At 73.7% G+C, this 16,617-nt stretch carries 17 protein-coding genes; 5 read left to right on the top strand and 12 right to left on the bottom strand.

Features of this window, described 5'->3' with window-relative positions:
- Positions 1 to 76: 76 nt before the first annotated feature.
- Entirely contained in the window at positions 77 to 1,630 is a 1,554-nt protein-coding gene (locus CRP29_RS17430) for a serine/threonine-protein kinase (protein ID WP_097196484.1), read from the top strand.
- A 10-nt stretch (positions 1,631 to 1,640) separates the two neighbouring features.
- Here the strand turns inward: CRP29_RS17430 and CRP29_RS17425 are convergent, their stop codons facing one another.
- The 3 genes from CRP29_RS17425 to lpdA form a co-directional block, all read right to left on the bottom strand.
- The gene (locus CRP29_RS17425; protein ID WP_097196308.1) at positions 1,641 to 2,549 is read right to left on the bottom strand and encodes a TIGR01777 family oxidoreductase; all 909 of its coding nucleotides are present in this window, start codon (positions 2,547 to 2,549) and stop codon (positions 1,641 to 1,643) included.
- A 72-nt stretch (positions 2,550 to 2,621) separates the two neighbouring features.
- Entirely contained in the window at positions 2,622 to 4,502 is a 1,881-nt protein-coding gene (sucB, locus tag CRP29_RS17420; protein ID WP_097196307.1) for a 2-oxoglutarate dehydrogenase, E2 component, dihydrolipoamide succinyltransferase, read from the bottom strand.
- Between the two features lie 45 nt (positions 4,503 to 4,547).
- Positions 4,548 to 5,927: a dihydrolipoyl dehydrogenase gene (lpdA, locus tag CRP29_RS17415; protein WP_097196306.1), complete on the bottom strand. Its 1,380-nt coding sequence runs from the start codon at positions 5,925 to 5,927 to the stop codon at positions 4,548 to 4,550.
- 165 nt (positions 5,928 to 6,092) lie between these two features.
- On the opposite strand from lpdA, the gene CRP29_RS17410 reads away from it, so the two are divergent.
- A complete protein-coding gene (locus CRP29_RS17410; protein WP_217991642.1) occupies positions 6,093 to 6,446 on the top strand; it encodes an oxidoreductase in 354 nt (117 codons plus the stop codon).
- A 4-nt stretch (positions 6,447 to 6,450) separates the two neighbouring features.
- Here CRP29_RS17410 and CRP29_RS17405 read toward each other — a convergent pair whose 3' ends face one another.
- Positions 6,451 to 7,962 carry a leucyl aminopeptidase gene (locus CRP29_RS17405; protein ID WP_097196305.1) on the bottom strand — a complete coding sequence of 504 codons (1,512 nt, stop codon included), beginning with the start codon at positions 7,960 to 7,962 and terminating at the stop codon, positions 6,451 to 6,453.
- A 35-nt stretch (positions 7,963 to 7,997) separates the two neighbouring features.
- On the opposite strand from CRP29_RS17405, the gene gcvT reads away from it, so the two are divergent.
- Complete coding sequence (gene gcvT, locus CRP29_RS17400) at positions 7,998 to 9,116, top strand: glycine cleavage system aminomethyltransferase GcvT (protein ID WP_097196482.1); 1,119 nt, start codon at positions 7,998 to 8,000, stop codon at positions 9,114 to 9,116.
- Positions 9,117 to 9,122: 6 nt separating this feature from the next.
- On the opposite strand, the gene CRP29_RS17395 is transcribed toward gcvT, so the two are convergent.
- From CRP29_RS17395 to CRP29_RS17380, 4 genes are read right to left on the bottom strand one after another with little or no spacing between them, the layout of a single operon-like run.
- The gene (locus CRP29_RS17395; protein WP_097196304.1) at positions 9,123 to 10,265 is read right to left on the bottom strand and encodes a YihY/virulence factor BrkB family protein; all 1,143 of its coding nucleotides are present in this window, start codon (positions 10,263 to 10,265) and stop codon (positions 9,123 to 9,125) included.
- A 10-nt stretch (positions 10,266 to 10,275) separates the two neighbouring features.
- On the bottom strand, positions 10,276 to 10,578 hold the full coding sequence (locus CRP29_RS17390) for a DUF4235 domain-containing protein (protein WP_097196303.1): 303 nt from the start codon (positions 10,576 to 10,578) through the stop codon (positions 10,276 to 10,278).
- Positions 10,575 to 10,850, bottom strand: a complete 276-nt coding sequence (locus CRP29_RS17385; protein ID WP_097196302.1) for a DUF3618 domain-containing protein — start codon at positions 10,848 to 10,850, stop codon at positions 10,575 to 10,577. The genes CRP29_RS17390 and CRP29_RS17385 overlap by 4 nt, the downstream gene beginning before the upstream one ends.
- Positions 10,847 to 11,299 carry a phage holin family protein gene (locus CRP29_RS17380; RefSeq protein ID WP_097196301.1) on the bottom strand — a complete coding sequence of 151 codons (453 nt, stop codon included), beginning with the start codon at positions 11,297 to 11,299 and terminating at the stop codon, positions 10,847 to 10,849. The genes CRP29_RS17385 and CRP29_RS17380 overlap by 4 nt, the downstream gene beginning before the upstream one ends.
- A 106-nt stretch (positions 11,300 to 11,405) precedes the next feature.
- On the opposite strand from CRP29_RS17380, the gene CRP29_RS17375 reads away from it, so the two are divergent.
- Positions 11,406 to 11,618 (top strand): hypothetical protein, encoded by a 213-nt coding sequence (locus tag CRP29_RS17375; protein ID WP_097196300.1) that lies wholly within the window; start codon positions 11,406 to 11,408, stop codon positions 11,616 to 11,618.
- 38 nt (positions 11,619 to 11,656) lie between these two features.
- Here CRP29_RS17375 and CRP29_RS17370 read toward each other — a convergent pair whose 3' ends face one another.
- Genes CRP29_RS17370 through CRP29_RS17360 form a run of 3 tightly spaced genes read right to left on the bottom strand, consistent with a single transcriptional unit; the run spans position 11,657 to position 14,070 of the window.
- Positions 11,657 to 12,646, bottom strand: coding sequence for an aldo/keto reductase family protein (locus tag CRP29_RS17370; RefSeq protein WP_097196299.1), 990 nt, complete (start codon positions 12,644 to 12,646; stop codon positions 11,657 to 11,659).
- Positions 12,613 to 13,440, bottom strand: a complete 828-nt coding sequence (locus CRP29_RS17365) for an MBL fold metallo-hydrolase (RefSeq protein ID WP_097196298.1) — start codon at positions 13,438 to 13,440, stop codon at positions 12,613 to 12,615. The genes CRP29_RS17370 and CRP29_RS17365 overlap by 34 nt, the downstream gene beginning before the upstream one ends.
- A 12-nt stretch (positions 13,441 to 13,452) precedes the next feature.
- Positions 13,453 to 14,070: a DUF3043 domain-containing protein gene (locus CRP29_RS17360; RefSeq protein WP_097196297.1), complete on the bottom strand. Its 618-nt coding sequence runs from the start codon at positions 14,068 to 14,070 to the stop codon at positions 13,453 to 13,455.
- A 141-nt stretch (positions 14,071 to 14,211) separates the two neighbouring features.
- On the opposite strand from CRP29_RS17360, the gene CRP29_RS17355 reads away from it, so the two are divergent.
- Entirely contained in the window at positions 14,212 to 14,583 is a 372-nt protein-coding gene (locus tag CRP29_RS17355; RefSeq protein WP_097196296.1) for a HesB/IscA family protein, read from the top strand.
- 53 nt (positions 14,584 to 14,636) lie between these two features.
- On the opposite strand, the gene asnB is transcribed toward CRP29_RS17355, so the two are convergent.
- Complete coding sequence (gene asnB, locus CRP29_RS17350) at positions 14,637 to 16,568, bottom strand: asparagine synthase (glutamine-hydrolyzing) (RefSeq protein ID WP_097196295.1); 1,932 nt, start codon at positions 16,566 to 16,568, stop codon at positions 14,637 to 14,639.
- Between the last annotated feature and the right edge of the window lie 49 nt (positions 16,569 to 16,617).

Here is a 16,617-nt window from a genome sequence, read left to right as displayed (position 1 = left end):
ACGTAGCCAGCGGACCGGCCGTCCACCTGTGGACGACGGGAACGGCGACACCGCGGAACTGCCTACGGTGCCGGGCATGTCCGCAGCCGAGCCGGTCGCCCCGCCCGTCGTCCCCGGCTACACCCTTCAGGAGCCGCTGGGCCGTGGTGCCTCCGGCGAGGTGTGGCGGGCAGTCCCCCGGCGCGGCGGGCCGGCGGTGGCGATCAAGGTGCTGGTCGGGGGGGAGCCGCAGCGGCAGGCGCGGGAGGCCGCGCTGCTCGGGGAGCTCGACCACCCCCATCTGGTGCGGCTGGTCGAGGTGGTCCACCAGCCCCGCCGCGGCGGGGCGCCCCGGGTGGCGCTCGTCCTCGACCTGCTCGAGGGCGGCAGCCTGGCGGCGCTGCTGGCGGTGCGCGGGCGGCTGACCCCCGGGGAGGTCGTGACGGTCTGCGCGCCGGTCGCCGCCGCCCTGGCGCACGTGCACGGGCACGGGGTCGTCCACGGCGATCTCTCGCCCGGCAACATCGTGTTCACGGCAGAGGGCCGGCCGGTGCTCACCGATCTCGGCGTCGGGCGGATCGTCGGCGAGACCGCTGCCGCGGAGGTCACCCCCGCCTACGTCGATCCCGCCGTGGCGCGCGGCGCGGCACCCGGGCCGGCCTCCGACGTCTTCGGCGTCGCAGCCGCGGCGTTCCACGCACTCACCGGGATCGCGCCGTGGAACGCGGCCACACCCGCCGACACGCTCGTCGTCGCCGCGCACGGGCACCTGCCCGACCTCGCCGAGCTGGCCCCGGAGGCCCCACCCGCCCTGCTGGAGGTCATCGGCCGGGGGCTGGCGGTGGATCCGCACGAGCGGGGGTCGGCGGCCGCCTTCGCCCTCGACCTCCGGCACGCCTGCCGGCCCGAGCCGGTGGCGCTCACGCCGGGCGCCGCCGCGCAGCGCGGAGCGGGCCCGCGGACCGAGCTGACCCACGTCGTGCCCGGGCGCCGGCCGCGCCCGGCACCGGTCGTCGTCCCACCGGCCGGCCGGGCGGCGCGCTGGCGGGAGCTGCTCGGTGCGGCCGTCCCGAGCCGGCCGCCACGTGCGGCGGCCGCCACCGCGGTCCTCGTCCTCGTCCTGGCGCTCACCGGCTGGCTCGCGGTCCGGGGAGGCAGCGGTGGAGGCCCCGGGACGTCGGTCGCGGCGGCGACGGTCCCGGCCGTCCCCCGGAGCAGCACCCCCGCACCGGCGCCCGCGGCCGCCGAGCCGGTCTCGGCACCGGAGTGGGCCGATCTCGTCGGCCGGTTGTACGGGCAACGGGCGGAGGCGTTCGCGTCCGCCTCGGTCGAGACCCTCGCCGGGGTCTGGGTCGGCGGCAGCCCGCAGGGGGCGGCCGACGCTGCGCACGCCCGCGCCCTCGCCGCGGCGGGGGAGCGGTTGCGGGGCTTCGCGCCGACGGTGACCGACGTGCAGGTCGCCTCCCTCGCCCCCGACCGGGCCGAGCTGCTGCTCATCGACGGCTGGGCCGGCTACGACGTCGTGCCCGCCCGCGATCCGGCCGGGCCCGCCCTGCGCAGCGAGCCCGCGCGGGCGCCCGCGCCGGCGCGCGTCGTCCTGGTCCGCTCGCCGGAGGGCTGGCGGATCGAGCGCGCCGAGCGGCTCGGCTGACCGTGCCGGGTCAGCCGCGGCCGAGGGCCGAGCGCAGCGTCTTCTCCAGGTCGGTGTCGGCGAAGGCGTACCCGGAGTCCAGGAGCTTCGCGGGCACCGCGCGCTGGCCCCCGATGACGCTGGACCGGCCGAACTCGCCGAGCCCCGCGGAGACGGCGAACGCCGGCACCGGCAGCGGGGTGGGCCGGGAGAGCACCCGGCCCATGACGCGGGTGAACTCGGCGTTGGTGGCCGGCGCGGGCGCAGCGAGGTTGACCGGTCCGGAGACGTCCGCGGTGAGCAGGTGCCGCATCGCGCCGATCTCGTCGTCCAGGCTGATCCACGGCCAGTACTGCTGCCCGGAGCCCAGCCGGCCGCCGAGACCCAGCCGGAAGACCAGGCCGAGGACCTTGATCAGCATTGCGTCCGCGGCCAGCACGAGCCCGGTGCGGAGCAGCACCACCCGCACGCCGGCGTCGGCGGCCGCGGCGGTGGCGCCTTCCCACCGGACGCACAGCTGCGCGAGGAAGTCCTCACCCGGAGGCGCGTCCTCCCGGATCTCCGCCGGCCCCGTGTCGCCGTAGTAGCCGATGCCCGAGGCGTTGAGCAGCACCCGCGGGCGGGACGGGTCGTCCGCCGCGGCGGCGGCCAGCGCCTGGCTGATCGTCGCGGTGGCGTCCAGCCGGCTGTTCACCAGCTCGTGGCGGTACCCGCGGGTCCAGGGGCGCGGCCGGATCGGGGCGCCGGCCAGGTTGATCACCGCGTCGACGTCGCGGAGCACCGACTCGTCGATGCGGCGGTGCTGGGGATCCCACCGGTGCTCGTCGACGGTGCGCGGGGTGCGGCGCACGAGCTGCCGCACCTCGTGACCGTCGGCGCGCAGGGCGGGCACGAGCGCGCCCCCGATGAGGCCGGAGGCTCCGGCCACGGCGATCTTCACGAGCTACCTCCTTCGGTCCCCCCGGACGCGGTCAGGGCCCCGGCTGCTGCCGAGGCCCTGATCGAGGTGCTGTCAGGCGAGACCGAGCTCGCCCTGGAACTGTCCGGACTCCAGCCGCTCCTTCACCGTGGTGAGGAAGCGGGCGGCGTCGGCGCCGTCGACGATGCGGTGGTCGTAGGTCAGCGCCAGGTAGACCATCGACCGGACGGCGATGACCTCCCCGAGCTCCTCGTCCTCCATGACGACGGGCCGCTTGACGACCGAGCCGACGCCGAGGATCGCGACCTGCGGCTGGTTGATGATCGGCGTGTCGAACAGGGCGCCCCGGCTGCCGGTGTTGGTCAGCGTGAAGGTGCCGCCGCCCAGCTCGTCGGGGGTGACCTTGTTGGAGCGGGTGCGCTCCGCGAGGTCGGCGATCTTGCGGGCGATGCCGCCGAGGCTCAGGTCGCCGGCGTCGTGGATGACCGGCACCAGCAGGCCGCGCTCGGTGTCCACCGCGACGCCGAGGTTCTCGGCGTCGTGGTAGGTGACCGTCCCGGCCTCCTGGTCGATCGAGGAGTTGACCGACGGGTGCACCTTGAGCGCCTCGACCGAGGCCTTGGCGAAGAACGGCAGGAACGAGAGCTTGACGCCCTCGCGGGCCTCGAAGTCGCCCTTGGCCTGCTGGCGCAGGTGCGCGATCCGGGTGACATCGACCTCGACGACCGTCGTCAGCTGGGCGCTGACCTGCAGGGACTCGACCATGCGCTTGGCGATGACCGTGCGGAGGCGGGACATCTTCTCCGTGCGGCCGCGCAGCGAGGTGTCCGGCGTCGCGGCAGGCGAGGGGGTGCGCGGCCCACCGGAGGCGGCGGCCGGGGCCGACGCCGGCGCGGAAGCCTTCTCCGCGGCGGCGAGGACGTCCTGCTTGCGGATGCGTCCACCGACACCGCTGCCGGTGACCGAGGACAGCTCCACCCCGCGCTCGGCGGCCAGTCGGCGCACCAACGGCGTCACGTAGCTGCCGCCGCCGTCGCCACCCGAGGACTGGCCGGCGGGGGCCTGCGGGGCCACCTGGGGAGCCGGGGCGGAGGTCGGCGAGGTGGCCGGCTGAGCGCCGCTGGCGCCGTAGTCGCCACCGGGCTGCGTCGTCGCGGTCGCGGCGGGCTTGGCCTCGGGGGCGGCCTGCGGCTCCTCCTCGGCCGGCGCCTCCTGCTTCGGCGCCTCCTGCTTCGGGGCCTCCTGCTTCGGGGCCTCCTGGGCGGGGGCCGAACCGCCGGCGGAGCCGGTGCCGATGACGGCCAGCTGGGCGCCGACGTCGACGGTCTCGTCCTCGTTCACGGTGATCTCGAGCAGCGTGCCGCTGACCGGGGCCGGGATCTCGGTGTCGACCTTGTCGGTGGACACCTCCAGCAGCGGCTCGTCGGCGGTGATCTCGTCGCCCACGGCCTTGAGCCAGCGGGTGACGGTGCCCTCGGTGACGCTCTCGCCGAGCGCCGGCATGGTCACCGGCGTGCCCTCGCCGCCGGAGCCGCCGCCGGAGCCGCCCTCGGCGGGAGCAGCCGGGGCCTCCTCCTGCTGGGCGGCGGGCTGCTCTGCGGGCTGCTCGGGCTGCTCGGCCGGCGTCTCGGGTGCGGCGTCCTCGACCTGCTGGTCGGGCGTCTGCGGGGTCTCGGCGTCCTCGGCCGACGCCGGTGCGGCGGCCGCACCGCCGCCGTCGCCACCGTTGCCGTCGGCGTCGCCACCGATGACGGCCAGCTCGGCGCCGACGTCGACGGTCTCGTCCTCGGCGACCAGGATCTTGGTCAGGATGCCGGCAGCCGGCGAGGGGATCTCGGTGTCGACCTTGTCGGTCGACACCTCGAGGAGGGGCTCGTCGACCTCGACCTGCTCACCCTCCTGCTTGAGCCATCGGGTGACCGTGCCCTCGGTGACGCTCTCGCCCAGGGCGGGCATGGTGACGGACGTCGGCATCGGGGCAGGACTCCTTCGTGGCGCTGGGCAGGTGGGGTGTGCGGGTCAGCCGTGGACGTGCAGCGGCTTGCCGGCGAGGGCCAGGTGGGCCTCGCCCAGCGCCTCGCTCTGGGTGGGGTGCGGGTGGATGAGGCTGGCGACGTCGTCGGCCTCGGCCTCCCAGTTGTAGATGAGCTGGGCCTCGGCGATGAGCTCGCCGACCCGGCTGCCGACCATGTGGATGCCGACGACGGGACCGTCGGGCGCCTGGATCAGCTTGACCGCGCCGGTGGTCTTGAGGATCTGGCTCTTGCCGTTGCCCGCGAGGTCGTAGGTGAGCGTCTTGACCTCGCCGTAGCGCTCCTTGGCCTGTGCCTCGGTGAGGCCGACCGAGGCGACCTCGGGGTCGGAGTAGGTGATCCGCGGGACGCCGGCGTAGTCGATCGGGGCCGGGTTCAGCCCGGCGACCTTCTCGGCGACGAGGATCCCCTCGCCGAAGCCGACGTGGGCCAGCTGCAGGGTGGGGATGAGGTCGCCGACGGCGGAGACGGTCGGGACGTTGGTCGAGCAGTACTCGTCGACGAGGACGTAACCGCGGTCCATCTGCACGCCGGCCTCCTCGTAGCCGAGGCCCTGGCTCACCGGGCCGCGGCCGACGGCGACCAGCAGCAGCTCGGCCTCGATCTCCTTGCCGTTCTCCAGCGAGACCTTGACGCCGTTGTCGGTGGTCTGGACGCCGGAGAAGCGGCTGCCCAGCTCGAAGGCGATCTTGCGACGCCGGAAGGCGCGCTCGAGCAGCTTGGAGGAGGACTCGTCCTCGAGCGGGACGAGGTGGGGGAGCGCCTCGACGATGGTGACGTCGACGCCGAAGGACTTCCACGCGCTGGCGAACTCGCAGCCGATGACGCCGCCGCCGAGGATGATCGCCGAGGCGGGCACCCGGTCCAGGTTCAGGGCGTGGTCGCTGGTGATGACCTTGGTGCCGTCGATGTCGAGCCCGGGCAGGCTGCGGGCGTAGGAGCCGGTGGCCAGCAGGATGTGCTTGCCCTCGTAGCTCTGGCCGTTCACCTCGACGGTGGTGGGGGAGGTGAGCCGGCCCTCGCCCTCGACGTAGGTGATCTTGCGGGCCTTCACCAGGCCCTGGAGGCCCTTGTAGAGCTTGGAGACGACGCCGTTCTTGTAGTTGTTGACGCCGTCCATGTCGATGCCGGCCAGCGACGTCTTCACGCCGAACTGCTCGCCGTCGCGCGCCATGTCGGCCACCTCGCCGGCGTGCAGCAGGGCCTTGGTCGGGATGCAGCCGCGGTGCAGGCAGGTGCCGCCGACCTTGTCCTTCTCGATGAGGACGACGTTCAGGCCGAGCTCGGAAGCCCGGAACGCCGCGGCGTAACCACCCGAGCCACCGCCGAGGATGACCAGGTCGGCGGGGGACGTGGGTGCGCTCACGAGTTCTGCTCCTCAGGTGCGGTGTCTGGCCCCGCTCGAGCGGGCGGGGCCTCGGGCCCATCCTGCCACTCCGGGAACGACCCGGCCCGGAGCGCCGTTGCCTTCCCGAGCGTGCCGATGATCACGAGGGTCGGTCGGCGCGCGACGGAGGACGGGAGAGGCGCCATGGGGCTCATCGATCGGCTGCGCGGCCGGGGGCGTCGTCGCCCCGGCCGGGCCAGGGACGACGGGCGGCGGGGCACCCTGGACCGCGGCTCGCACCGCACCGACCTGACCCATCTCGAGCAGTTCGTCGCCTCGCGCCGCGGCGTCGAGGGGTACGTCGAGCCCCGCACGACGGTCACCGAGACAACGATCGTGCTGGTGGCCGCCGACGGCGAGTGGACCCGGCGACGCATCGACGGCCCCGACGTCGCCCGGAAGCTCTCCCGCGACCTGTCCATCCCGGTCTACGACGCGCAGGTCACCGGCTACCCCCAGCGGATGCGCGACTGGAGCTCCCGCCAGAAGGGGTTGTGAGGGCTCACTCGGCGATGAGGGCCTCGATGGTGGCCAGCAGCGTGCGCACGGGGACGCCGGTGCCGCCCTTGGGCGTGTAGCCCCACGGCCCGCCGGTGTTGTAGCTCGGGCCGGCGATGTCGATGTGCGCCCACGGCAGGTCGGCGGGCACGAACTCCTTGAGGAAGTGGCCGCCCACCAGCATCCCGCCCAGGCGGTCGGTGTTCGCGTTGACGAAGTCGGCCACCGACGAGTCCAGCCCGCGCCGGAGCTCGGGGGGCAGCGGCATCGGCCACATCGACTCGCCGGCGCGCTGCGAGGCGGTGATCACGGCGTCGCGCAGGTCGTCGCTGCCCATGACACCGGCCGTGCGGCCGCCGAGCGCGACGGTCTGGGCGCCGGTGAGCGTCGAGGTCTCCAGCAGGGCGTCGGGGCGGTCCTCGGCGGCGCGGGCGATGGCGTCGGCGAGGACGACCCGGCCCTCCGCGTCGGTGTTGGTGATCTCGGCCTTCTTGCCGTTGCGGAAGGTCACGACGTCGGCCGGGCGGTAGGCGGTGCCGCTGGGCAGGTTCTCGGCGATCGGGACCGTCGCGGTGACCTCGACCGGCAGCCCGAGCTGGGCGACCAGGCACACGGTGGCGATCACGGCCGCGGCGCCGGCCATGTCGCTCTTCATGTCCTCCATCTTCGCGGCGGGCTTGATCGAGATACCGCCGCTGTCGAAGGTGATGCCCTTGCCGACCAGCGCGATCTTCTTGCGTGCGCCCGTGCCCCGGTAGGTCAGGCGGAGCAGCCGCGGCTTGCGGGTGGAGCCGCCGCCGACGGCGAGGATGCCGCCGTAGCCGCCGGCAGCCAGGGCGTCCTCGTCGAGGATCTCGGAGGTGAGCCCGAGCTTCTCGCCGGCGGCGGCACCACGGGCGGCCAGCTCGGCGGGGAAGAGGTCGTTGGGCGGGGTGTTCACCAGGTCGCGCACGAGGACGACGGCCTCGGCGACGGCGCGGGCCCGGCGCAGCGCGGTCTCGGCCTCACCGGCACCCGGGACGACGACGGTGATCTCCTGGGGCGGCAGCGGCCGGTTCGCGGGGAGGTCGGACTTGTAGGTGGTGAACTCGTACGCGCCGAGCAGCGAGCCCTCGCCGACGGCGTGCAGCCGCTCGGCGTCGGGGGCGCCACCCACGGCGGCGAGCAGGCTGACCAGGGTCCGGCGCCCGGTCAGGGCACGGCTGGCGGCACCGGCGGCGCGGCGCACCGCCTCGGCGGAGTACCCGCCGTCGGCGTCGGGTGCGCCGAGGCCCGTGACGGCGACGACCGGGAAGGGACCCTGGCCGAAGGAGGCCAGGCGGGTGACCTCGTCCTCGCCACCGCGGGCGCCGAGGTCGGCCAGCGCCGCGAACAGCCGGCCGCCGAGCAGCCGGTCGACGGCCTCGGCGCCGGGAGTGGGCAGCGGCCCGTCGGGCCCCCTGCCGACCGCGACGACGACCGCGTCGGCGGTGAGCTTCTCGAGGGGCTGGTCGGTGGCAGTGATCGTCGGCGGCACGGTCCGATCGTAGGGCTCCCGATAGCGTGACCCCCGTGAGCCCGCTGACCTCCCCGCTGCACGACCGGCACGTCGCTGCCGGTGCCAAGCTCGCCGACTTCGGCGGCTGGTCGATGCCGATCGAGTACGCCGGCGGGGGAGTGCTCGCCGAGCACGCCGCGGTCCGGGAGGGCGTGGGCCTGTTCGACGTCTCCCACCTGGGCACCGGGACGGTGCGCGGACCGGGCGCGGCGGCGTTCCTCGACGCCTGCCTCACCAACGACCTCGGGCGGATCGGCCCCCGTCAAGCGCAGTACACCCTGTGCTGCCTGCCCGACGGCGACCCGCGGGCCGGGGGAGTGATCGACGACCTCATCGTCTACCTGCACGGGCCCGACGAGGTGCTGCTGGTGCCCAACGCCGCCAACGCCGCCGAGGTGCTGGGCCGGCTGGCCGCCGAGGCGCCGGCGGGCGTGACGGTCGAGAACCGGCACGAGCAGGTCGCCGTCCTGGCGGTGCAGGGTCCGCGCTCGTTGCAGGTGCTCGAGCTGCTGGGCCTGCCCGGCGAGCTCTCCTACATGTCGTTCGTGACCGGTACGGGCGCCGGCGGCGCCGAGGTGACGGTCTGCCGCACCGGCTACACCGGGGAGCACGGTTACGAGGTGCTCGTGGACGCCGACCGGGTCGGCGAGCTGTGGGACGCGCTGCTCGAGGCCGGCCAGGATCTCGGCATCCGGCCCTGCGGCCTCGGCGCCCGCGACACGCTGCGCACCGAGATGGGCTATCCGCTGCACGGCCACGAGCTGTCGCCCGACATCACCCCCGTGCAGGCGCGCGCCGGATGGGCCGTGGGCTGGAAGAAGCCGGCCTTCTGGGGGCGCGAGGCGCTGCTGGCCGAGCGCGAGGCGGGTCCCCGCCGCCTGCTCTGGGGGCTGCGGGCGAGCGGCCGGGGCATCCCCCGCGCGGGCATGGCGGTGCTCGACGCCGCCGGCACCCAGGTGGGGCTGACCACCAGCGGCACCTTCTCCCCGACGCTGAAGACCGGCATCGCCCTGGCCCTGCTGGACTCGTCGGCGGGCGTCGAGGCCGGCGCCGAACTGGCCGTCGACGTCCGCGGCCGGCCGCAGCCGGTCGAGGTCGTCAAGCCGCCGTTCGTGCCCTCGCACGTGCGCTGAGGCCGGTCAGGGCGCGTTCTTGCGGGTCGGGTCGCCGTCGCCCTTCTCCGGCTCGGCCTTCTCGGGCAGCGTGTCCGCCTTCACGGCGTTGCGCTGGCCCATCGGCACGGGCTCGCCGTCGGTGGTGTCGTGGCCCGTCTGGTGCTCGGCCTCGGAGTTGATCTCGGCCCCGAGCAGGATCAGGTAGCAGGTCAGGTACAGCCACAGCATCAGGACGATGACGCCGGCGATCGCCCCGTAGGTCTTGTCGTAGCTCCCGAAGTTGTTCACGTACAGCGAGAACCCGAGGCTGACCAGCGCCCAGACCACGGTCACGACGATCGAGCCGAGGCTGACCCAGCGGAAGCGCGGCGCGTCGCGGTCGGGGGCCACGCGGTAGAGCACCGCCAGTGAACCGGCGACGACGGCGAGCAGCGCGACCCAGCGGCCGATCTCCGCCAGCACGGTCCCGACGGCACCGAGCGGGAGCGCGTCGAGCACCAGGGGGAGGACGGCGACCAGCCCGATCGTCAGGACCACGAACACGACCGCGCCCAGCGTGAGCACCAGTGACAGCGCCCGCAGCTTGACGAAGTTGCGGGTCTCGGCCTCGTCGTAGGCGATGTTCACCGCCTTGACGACGTTGTTGACACCCCCGGACGCGCTCCACAGGGCCGCGAGGATGGAGACGATCAGGCTGACCGTGAGCGCCCCTCCGGCGTTCTCGGTGACCGCGGTGACCTGCTCGGCGATCAGCTCCCGCGCGGCCTCGGGCAGGCCGGACGTGAACGACTCGACCTGCTCGGCGGCCTGCTCCGGGGAGGCCACGAGCCCGTAGATGGAGATCAGGGCGATCAGGGCGGGGAAGATCGCCAGGAAGCCGAAGAACGCCACCCCGCCGGCGATGATCGGCATGTTGTCGGCGTTGTTCTCCGCCCAGGCGCGCTTGAGGACCTGCTTCCACCCGCGCGCCGGGATCCCCAGTGGCGAGGACGCGTGGATGCCGGGGAGCTGCTCCGGGCGCGGGGCGTCGGCGGGCAGCCTGTCGGGATCACCCGTGGCGCGGCCCTCGGCCGCGGCCTTCGCCGCGGCGGCGCGGCGCGCTGCCTTCTCCTCGACCCGTTCGCGGATCCGGTCGACGGCGCTCTCGCGTTGCCGCGTGCCGGTCATCGGGTGCTCCTCAGTCGCCGGGCCACGCGCCGGTGACCTGCTTGAACCCGCGGGCCCCGGCGCGGTCGACGGCCGCCTTGGTCGCGGCGAAGATCGCGCCCTGGATGGCGGCCGCCAGGACGACCTCCCGCATCCGGTACTCGCTCTGCAGGGCGGAGGGTGCCTCCTCCTCCTGGGCGACGAGCTTCCAGACCTGCTTGAACACGATGCCGCTCAGCGAACCGGCCACCAGGCCGGCGACCAGGCCGATCGGCCGGTAGGCGAGCTTCGCGCCGGTGTTCTTCTTCGCCTCGCCCTTGGTGCGCTTGCTCAACGGTTCCTCCTCGCAGTGGCGCGCCGACGGCGCAGCACGATCAGTCCGACCACGAGCCCGACGAGGGCGACGCCGGCGCCGATCACGGCGGGCGGGCTCTCCCGATAGGTCTCGACGGCAGTGTCCTTGGTGCGGGCCATCCGCTCGCGCGCACGTGCCGGCACGTCGAGCCGGTTGCTCAGTGCGTCGACCGTGCGGCCCAGCTCCTCGCGGGTCGCGTCGATCTCCGCCCGGAGCGCCTCGACGTCGCCGGTGCCGTCGGGGGAGGTCACCGCGACAGCCCCTGCTTGACGGCGGCGATGTCGGCCTGGACGCCGGCGATGGCCTGCGTGGGCACCGGTGGGCTGGCCTTCTCGACGTCCTTCTTGCCGATCAGCGCCAGCACGCCGGCGATGGCCAGGAGGACGACGGCGACGACGAGCGCGGCAAGCCAGGCGGGCAGGACCAGGTCGAGGGCGAGCACGGCGGTGGCGACGAGCACGGCCAGGCCCAGGAAGGCGAACAGGCCGGCGCCGCCGAACAGCCCGGCGCCGATGCCGAGCCGCTTCGCCTTCTGCGCGACCTCGGCCTGGGCCAGCCGGGCCTCGTCGCGGACCAGCCGGCTGACCTGCTCGGTGAGCTGGGTGATCAGCTGGCCGGTGGTGGCGTCGGCGGGGTCTGCAGGGGAGCCGGCGGCGCGGGTGGCACCGGTCGCCGACGGCGGGGGTGGAGCTGCGGTCATGGATCCTCCGCTCGGACGCAGTCGGTGGACTGCCATGCCCGGTCGACGACGCGAGTAACCCGGATGATGATCACGTTCCCGCCCCGGGGGGCACTAGCCTGCGGGGATGAGCTGGTACTGGCGCCTGGAGGATCCGTCCGGGGCGACCGTCGAACCGTCGTCCATCGGGGTCGAGATCCCGCCCTCGGACAACCAGGGGGATGCGGAGTCCTGGCTGGGGGAGAACTGGCGCGACCTGCTCGAGCGGGGCGTCGCCACCGTGACCCTGTTCGAGGACGACCGGGAGGTCTACGGCCCGATGGGCCTGGCGGCCTCCTGACCCTCTCCCTCAGGGTGAGGGTCAGGAGACCTCGACGATCAGGCGCCGCGCGAGACCTTGCCCGGGTCGCGTTCCACGGCGCCGCCGAGCACCTCGTCGATGCGCGCGAGGACGTCGGCGTCGAGCCGCACGCCGGCGGCCTTGACGTTGTCCTGCACCTGTTCCGGGCGGCTCGCCCCGATGATCGCGGCGGCGACGTTCGGGTTCTGCAGCACCCAGGCGACCGCCAGCTGGGCCATCGAGAGACCGAGGTCGGCCGCGATCGGCTTCAGGTCCTGCACGCGGGTGAGGAGTTCCTCGTTCCTGAGGAACTGCTGCATCGACCCGCCGGCCTCGGCGTGGCCGCCGCGGGAGTCCGTCGGCGGCTGCTGACCCGGCAGGTACTTGCCGGTGAGGATGCCCTGCGCCAGCGGTGACCAGACGATCTGCGACAGGCCGTGCTTCTCGGACGTGGGTACGACCTCGTCCTCGATCACCCGCCACAGCATCGAGTACTGCGGCTGGTTGCTGATCAGCTGGATGCCCAGCTCGCGGGCGAGCCCGGCGCCGGCGGCGATCTCCTCGGCGTTCCACTCCGAGACGCCGATGTAGAGCACCTTGCCCTGCCGCACGAGGTCGGCGAAGGCCGTCATCGTCTCCTCCAGCGGCACCGAGGAGTCGTAGCGGTGCGCCTGGTAGAGGTCGACGTAGTCGGTCTGCAGCCGCTTCAGCGAGGCGGTGCAGCTCTCCATGATGTGCTTGCGGGACAGCCCGCGGTCGTTGCGGCCGGGACCGGTGGGCCAGTAGACCTTCGTGAAGATCTCCAGCCCCTCGCGGCGCTGACCGGCCAGCGCCCGGCCGAGCACGGACTCGGCCTTCGTGCCGGCGTACACGTCGGCGGTGTCGAAGGTCGTGATGCCCTCGTCGAGGGCGGCGCGCACGCACGCGTGCGCGGCGTCCTCCTCGACCTGGCTGCCGTGCGTGAGCCAGTTGCCGTAGGCGATCTCGGAGATGGTCAGGCCGGAGCGGCCGAGGCGTCGGAATTCCACGGACGCCGACGGTAGGCCCCCACCTGCAGTTCCGCTCCGTCGGGGAGCACGCGGGCACCGTGCCCGGCGAGCCGGGCGGCCAGCTCCGCGGCGGGCGGGTTGTGGTGGCTCAGGTGCACGGCGACGACGTCGGTGCCCGGGGTGACCGCGCCGGCGGCGCGCAGCCGGGCGAGCTCGACCGGGAAGCTGCCGAGGTCGAGGTGACGGGTGCCGTGGTCGCGCTTGTCGCCGAACGTCTGCTCGAGCAGGACGACGTCGAACGCCGCGCCCTCGACCGCCGCGAGCGCGGCGTCCGGCAGCGGGCCGGTGTCCGTGGCGTACAGCAGCCGCGCGCCGTCGGGGCCGGTGACGTCGTAGAGCACCGCCGGCACCTCGTGGTCGGCCGGCAGCACGCGGACGTCGTAGCCGCGCACGCGCAGCGTCGCTCCCGGCTCGACGGCCACCAGCTCGACCGGGGCGCCGGGCGCCAGCCACGGCCGGCAGGTCTCGAGCACCTCGGCCGGCCCGGCGATCGTGAGGTGCTCGCCGGGCAGCACCCAGTGCCGCCACAGCAGGGCGAAGGGCGCGCAGTGGTCGGGGTGGGCGTGGGTCACCAGGACCGTGTGCACGCCGGCCAGCGAGACGCCGTCGGGGGGCAGGGCGGGGGAGAGGTCCAGCAGGACCCCGCCGTCGAGGAGCACCGACGTCTGCCGCCGGGACTCACCGCGGGCGCGGGCGTCCGCGCAGGACGCGCACGAGCACCACGGGTTGGGCCAGCCGTCGGCCGCGCCGGTGCCGAGCAGCCGGACGTGCACGGAGGGCGCGGGTCAGACGTCGGCGCCGAGCGGGACCTCGGGCTTGGGGAACCGCCAGCGGCGGATCATCGTCGCGCGGCTGATGCCGTACCAGGAGGCGCCCCGGGTCTTGGTGTCGGCCGGGAAGCGCTCGGCCAGCGTCTTCTTGATCTTCCGGTTCAGCACGACCGAGTCGACGATGAGCAGCAGGAAGAAGCCGAACAGCAGGAAGCTGGCGTAGCCCCGGATCGTGGCGCTCGGCACGAACGTGCCGATCAGCGCGACGCCGGCGATGGCCAGGAACCAGCTGCCGACGTTGCGGCGGGCGTCGACCAGGTCGCGGACGGTCTTGCGGACCGGTCCGCGGTCGCGCGCCGGGAGGAAGGCGTCGTCGCCGCGGGCGGCCGCCAGGCGGGCGTCACCGCGTCGGGCCGCCTGCTGCTCGCGCGCGCGGCGGTAGGCCTCCTTGCGCGTGGTCGGCGGGGGCGGCGGGGGACCCGGCCGGCGACCCTGCGCCTCGTTGCGCCGGGGGGTGGGCCGCCCCTTGCCCGAGGTCTTCACCAGGTGCGCGGTGTGCTCGCCGGAGTCGGCCGAGGTGTCGGTGGCGGTCGTCTCGGCGGCGTTGCGGCGGCCGGGCAGGCGGAGCTTCACAGAGCGGGAGTCTACGTGGACTCCCTCGACCGCTCGGGAAACGCGGGGAAGCGCCGTACAGTGGAAGAAGCTCCGCCCCGGCGGCGTTGATCCGCCACAGACGGTGCGCAGCGGACACCTCGATTGCAGGAGGACACGGACATGACGGTGCAGGACACCACGACTCTCGACGGTGGCACGACCGGATCCACGGGCGTGCTGCTCAGCGACCCGGCGGCCAGCAAGGTCAAGGCACTGCTGGACCAGGAGGGCCGCGACGACCTGCGTCTGCGCATCGCCGTCCAGCCCGGTGGGTGCTCGGGCCTGCGGTACCAGCTCTTCTTCGACGAGCGGTACCTCGACGGGGACCAGACCTACGAGTTCGGTGGCGTCGAGGTCATCGTCGACCGGATGAGCGGGCCCTACCTCGGTGGCGCCACGATCGACTTCGTCGACTCGATCGAGAAGCAGGGCTTCACGATCGACAACCCGAACGCCGGCAGCTCCTGCGCGTGCGGGGACAGCTTCAGCTGACCTAGCGCTTCCAGGGCCCGGCACCTCTCGCGAGGTGCCGGGCCCTGCTGCGTTCAGAGGCGGACGGGGTAGACCGTCTGCGGGATCTCGGGCCGGATCCGTCCCTCGACGAAGATGCCGTGCCAGATCATGAACACCAGCAGCGTCCAGAGCTTGCGGGAGTAGTCCACCGCCGAGCCGCTCCGCTGGTTCGCCCGGTGGGCGGCCAGCATCGCCAGCACCTGGGCCTTGTCCAGCCACTCGTCGGTGCCGCTGGCCTCGATGACCGAGCGGGCCCAGTCGTGCAGGTCCTCGGCCAGCCAGTGGCGGGTCGGGACGGGGAAGCCGAGCTTGCGGCGGTTCAGCACGTGCGGCGGCACGATCTGCTCCAGCGCCCGGCGCAGGGCGTACTTCGTCGTCTCCTTGGTCACCCGCTGGTCCACCGGCAGCGTGCTCGCGACCGCGAACACCTCGGGGTCCAGGAAGGGCACCCGCAGCTCGAGCGAATTGGCCATGGTCATCTTGTCGGCCTTGACCAGGATGTCGCCGCGCAGCCAGGTGAAGAGGTCCACGTACTGCATCGCGGTGACGTCGTCGTAGCCGGCCGCGCGGGTGCGCTCGTACAGCTCGCGGGTCACGGTGACGTGCGACTGGTCGGGGTCGCGGGTGCGCAGGAAGCCCAGCTCGTCGTCGCGGAAGAGCCGGGCGTTGCCGTAGTAGCGCTCCTCGAGCGGGATCGACCCGCGGCGCAGCAGGTCCTTGCCGCGCATCCCGTCGGGGAGCCTGGCCGACAGTGCCCCCAGCGCCCGCAGGACGCCGCGCGGCAGCTTCTCGAACGCGGCCAGCGACAGCGGCTCGCGGTAGATGTTGTAGCCGCCGAACAGCTCGTCGGCGCCCTCGCCGGAGAGCACGACCTTCACGTGCTTCCGGGCCTCGCGGGCGATGAAGTACAGCGGCACGAGCGCCGGGTCGGCCACCGGGTCGTCGAGGTACCAGACCACCAGCGGGATGGCGTCGGCGAACTCCTCGGGCGTGACGACCTTGGTGATGTGCTCGACGCCGATCGCCGCGGCCGACTCGGCGGCGACGTCGATCTCGGAGAAGCCCTGGCGCTCGAACCCGGTGGTGAAGGTGAGCAGCTTCGGGTTGTAGCGCTTGGCGAGCGCGGCGATGGCGGTCGAGTCGATGCCCCCGGAGAGGAACGACCCCACCGTCACGTCGGCGCGCATGTGCACCCGCACCGAGTCGTCGAGCACGTCGGCGATGCGGTCGTAGAGGGCCTGCTGCTCGTCCTTCGCCACCGGCCGGATCGGGAAGGTGGGGTGGAAGTAGCGCGTGGTCGTCAGCTCGCCGCCGGAGACGGTGAAGCTGGTGCCGCTCTCGATCCGCCGGATGCCGCGGTGCAGGGTCGCGGGCTCGGGGACGTACTGCAGGGTCAGGTAGTGCTGCAGGGATGCCGGGTCGACCCCGCCGGCGGCCGCGCTGCCGCCGAGCAGCTCCAGCAGCGCCTTCTTCTCCGAGGAGAAGGCGACGGCGCCGTCGGCCAGGCGGGTCACGAACAGCGGCTTGATGCCGAACGGGTCGCGGGCACCGAAGACCGTGCGGGTCTCGGTGTCCCAGATGAGGAAGGCGAACATGCCCCGCAGCCGGTGGACGACGTCCTCGCCCCACAGGTGGTAGCCCGCGACGATCGCCTCGGTGTCGCCCTCGGTGGCGAAGGTGGCGCCGGCGGCCTTCAGCTCCTCGCGGAGCTCCAGGTAGTTGTAGATCTCGCCGTTGAAGACGATCCGGTAGCGGCCGTCGGCGTAGGGCATCGGCTGGTGGCTGTGCTCGATGTCGATGAACGACAGCCGGTTGAAGCCGAACACGGCGGAGCCGTCCCACCACTGCTCGGTCTCGTCGGGGCCGCGGTGGCGCAGGCAGTGCTGGGCCGAGCGCACCGCCGCGACCGTGCCGTCGTCGACGCGGTCGGCGTCGGTGGAGAAGTAGGCGAGCAGGCCGCACATCAGGCGCAGGTCTCCCGGGGATCGCAGGGGAAGGGCGGGGCCGGTGGCG

It is taken from the genome of Blastococcus aggregatus, assembly GCF_900221005.1.
GTDB classification, from domain to species: domain Bacteria; phylum Actinomycetota; class Actinomycetes; order Mycobacteriales; family Geodermatophilaceae; genus Blastococcus; species Blastococcus aggregatus.
The sequence above is the reverse complement of the archived record's forward strand: the minus strand, read 5'-3'. Positions and strand labels throughout refer to the sequence as shown.

Bases quoted from the DNA above. Each gene is read 5' to 3' on its own strand.
- CRP29_RS17430 (WP_097196484.1), top strand. From the start codon at position 77: ATGTCCGCAGCCGAGCCGGTCGCCCCGCCCGTCGTCCCCGGCTACACC.
- sucB (WP_097196307.1), bottom strand. From the start codon at position 4,502: ATGCCGACGTCCGTCACCATGCCCGCCCTGGGCGAGAGCGTCACCGAG.
- CRP29_RS17410 (WP_217991642.1), top strand. From the start codon at position 6,093: ATGGGGCTCATCGATCGGCTGCGCGGCCGGGGGCGTCGTCGCCCCGGC.
- CRP29_RS17395 (WP_097196304.1), bottom strand. From the start codon at position 10,265: ATGACCGGCACGCGGCAACGCGAGAGCGCCGTCGACCGGATCCGCGAA.
- CRP29_RS17380 (WP_097196301.1), bottom strand. From the start codon at position 11,299: ATGACCGCAGCTCCACCCCCGCCGTCGGCGACCGGTGCCACCCGCGCC.
- CRP29_RS17375 (WP_097196300.1), top strand. From the start codon at position 11,406: ATGAGCTGGTACTGGCGCCTGGAGGATCCGTCCGGGGCGACCGTCGAA.
- CRP29_RS17355 (WP_097196296.1), top strand. From the start codon at position 14,212: ATGACGGTGCAGGACACCACGACTCTCGACGGTGGCACGACCGGATCC.
- asnB (WP_097196295.1), bottom strand. From the start codon at position 16,568: ATGTGCGGCCTGCTCGCCTACTTCTCCACCGACGCCGACCGCGTCGAC.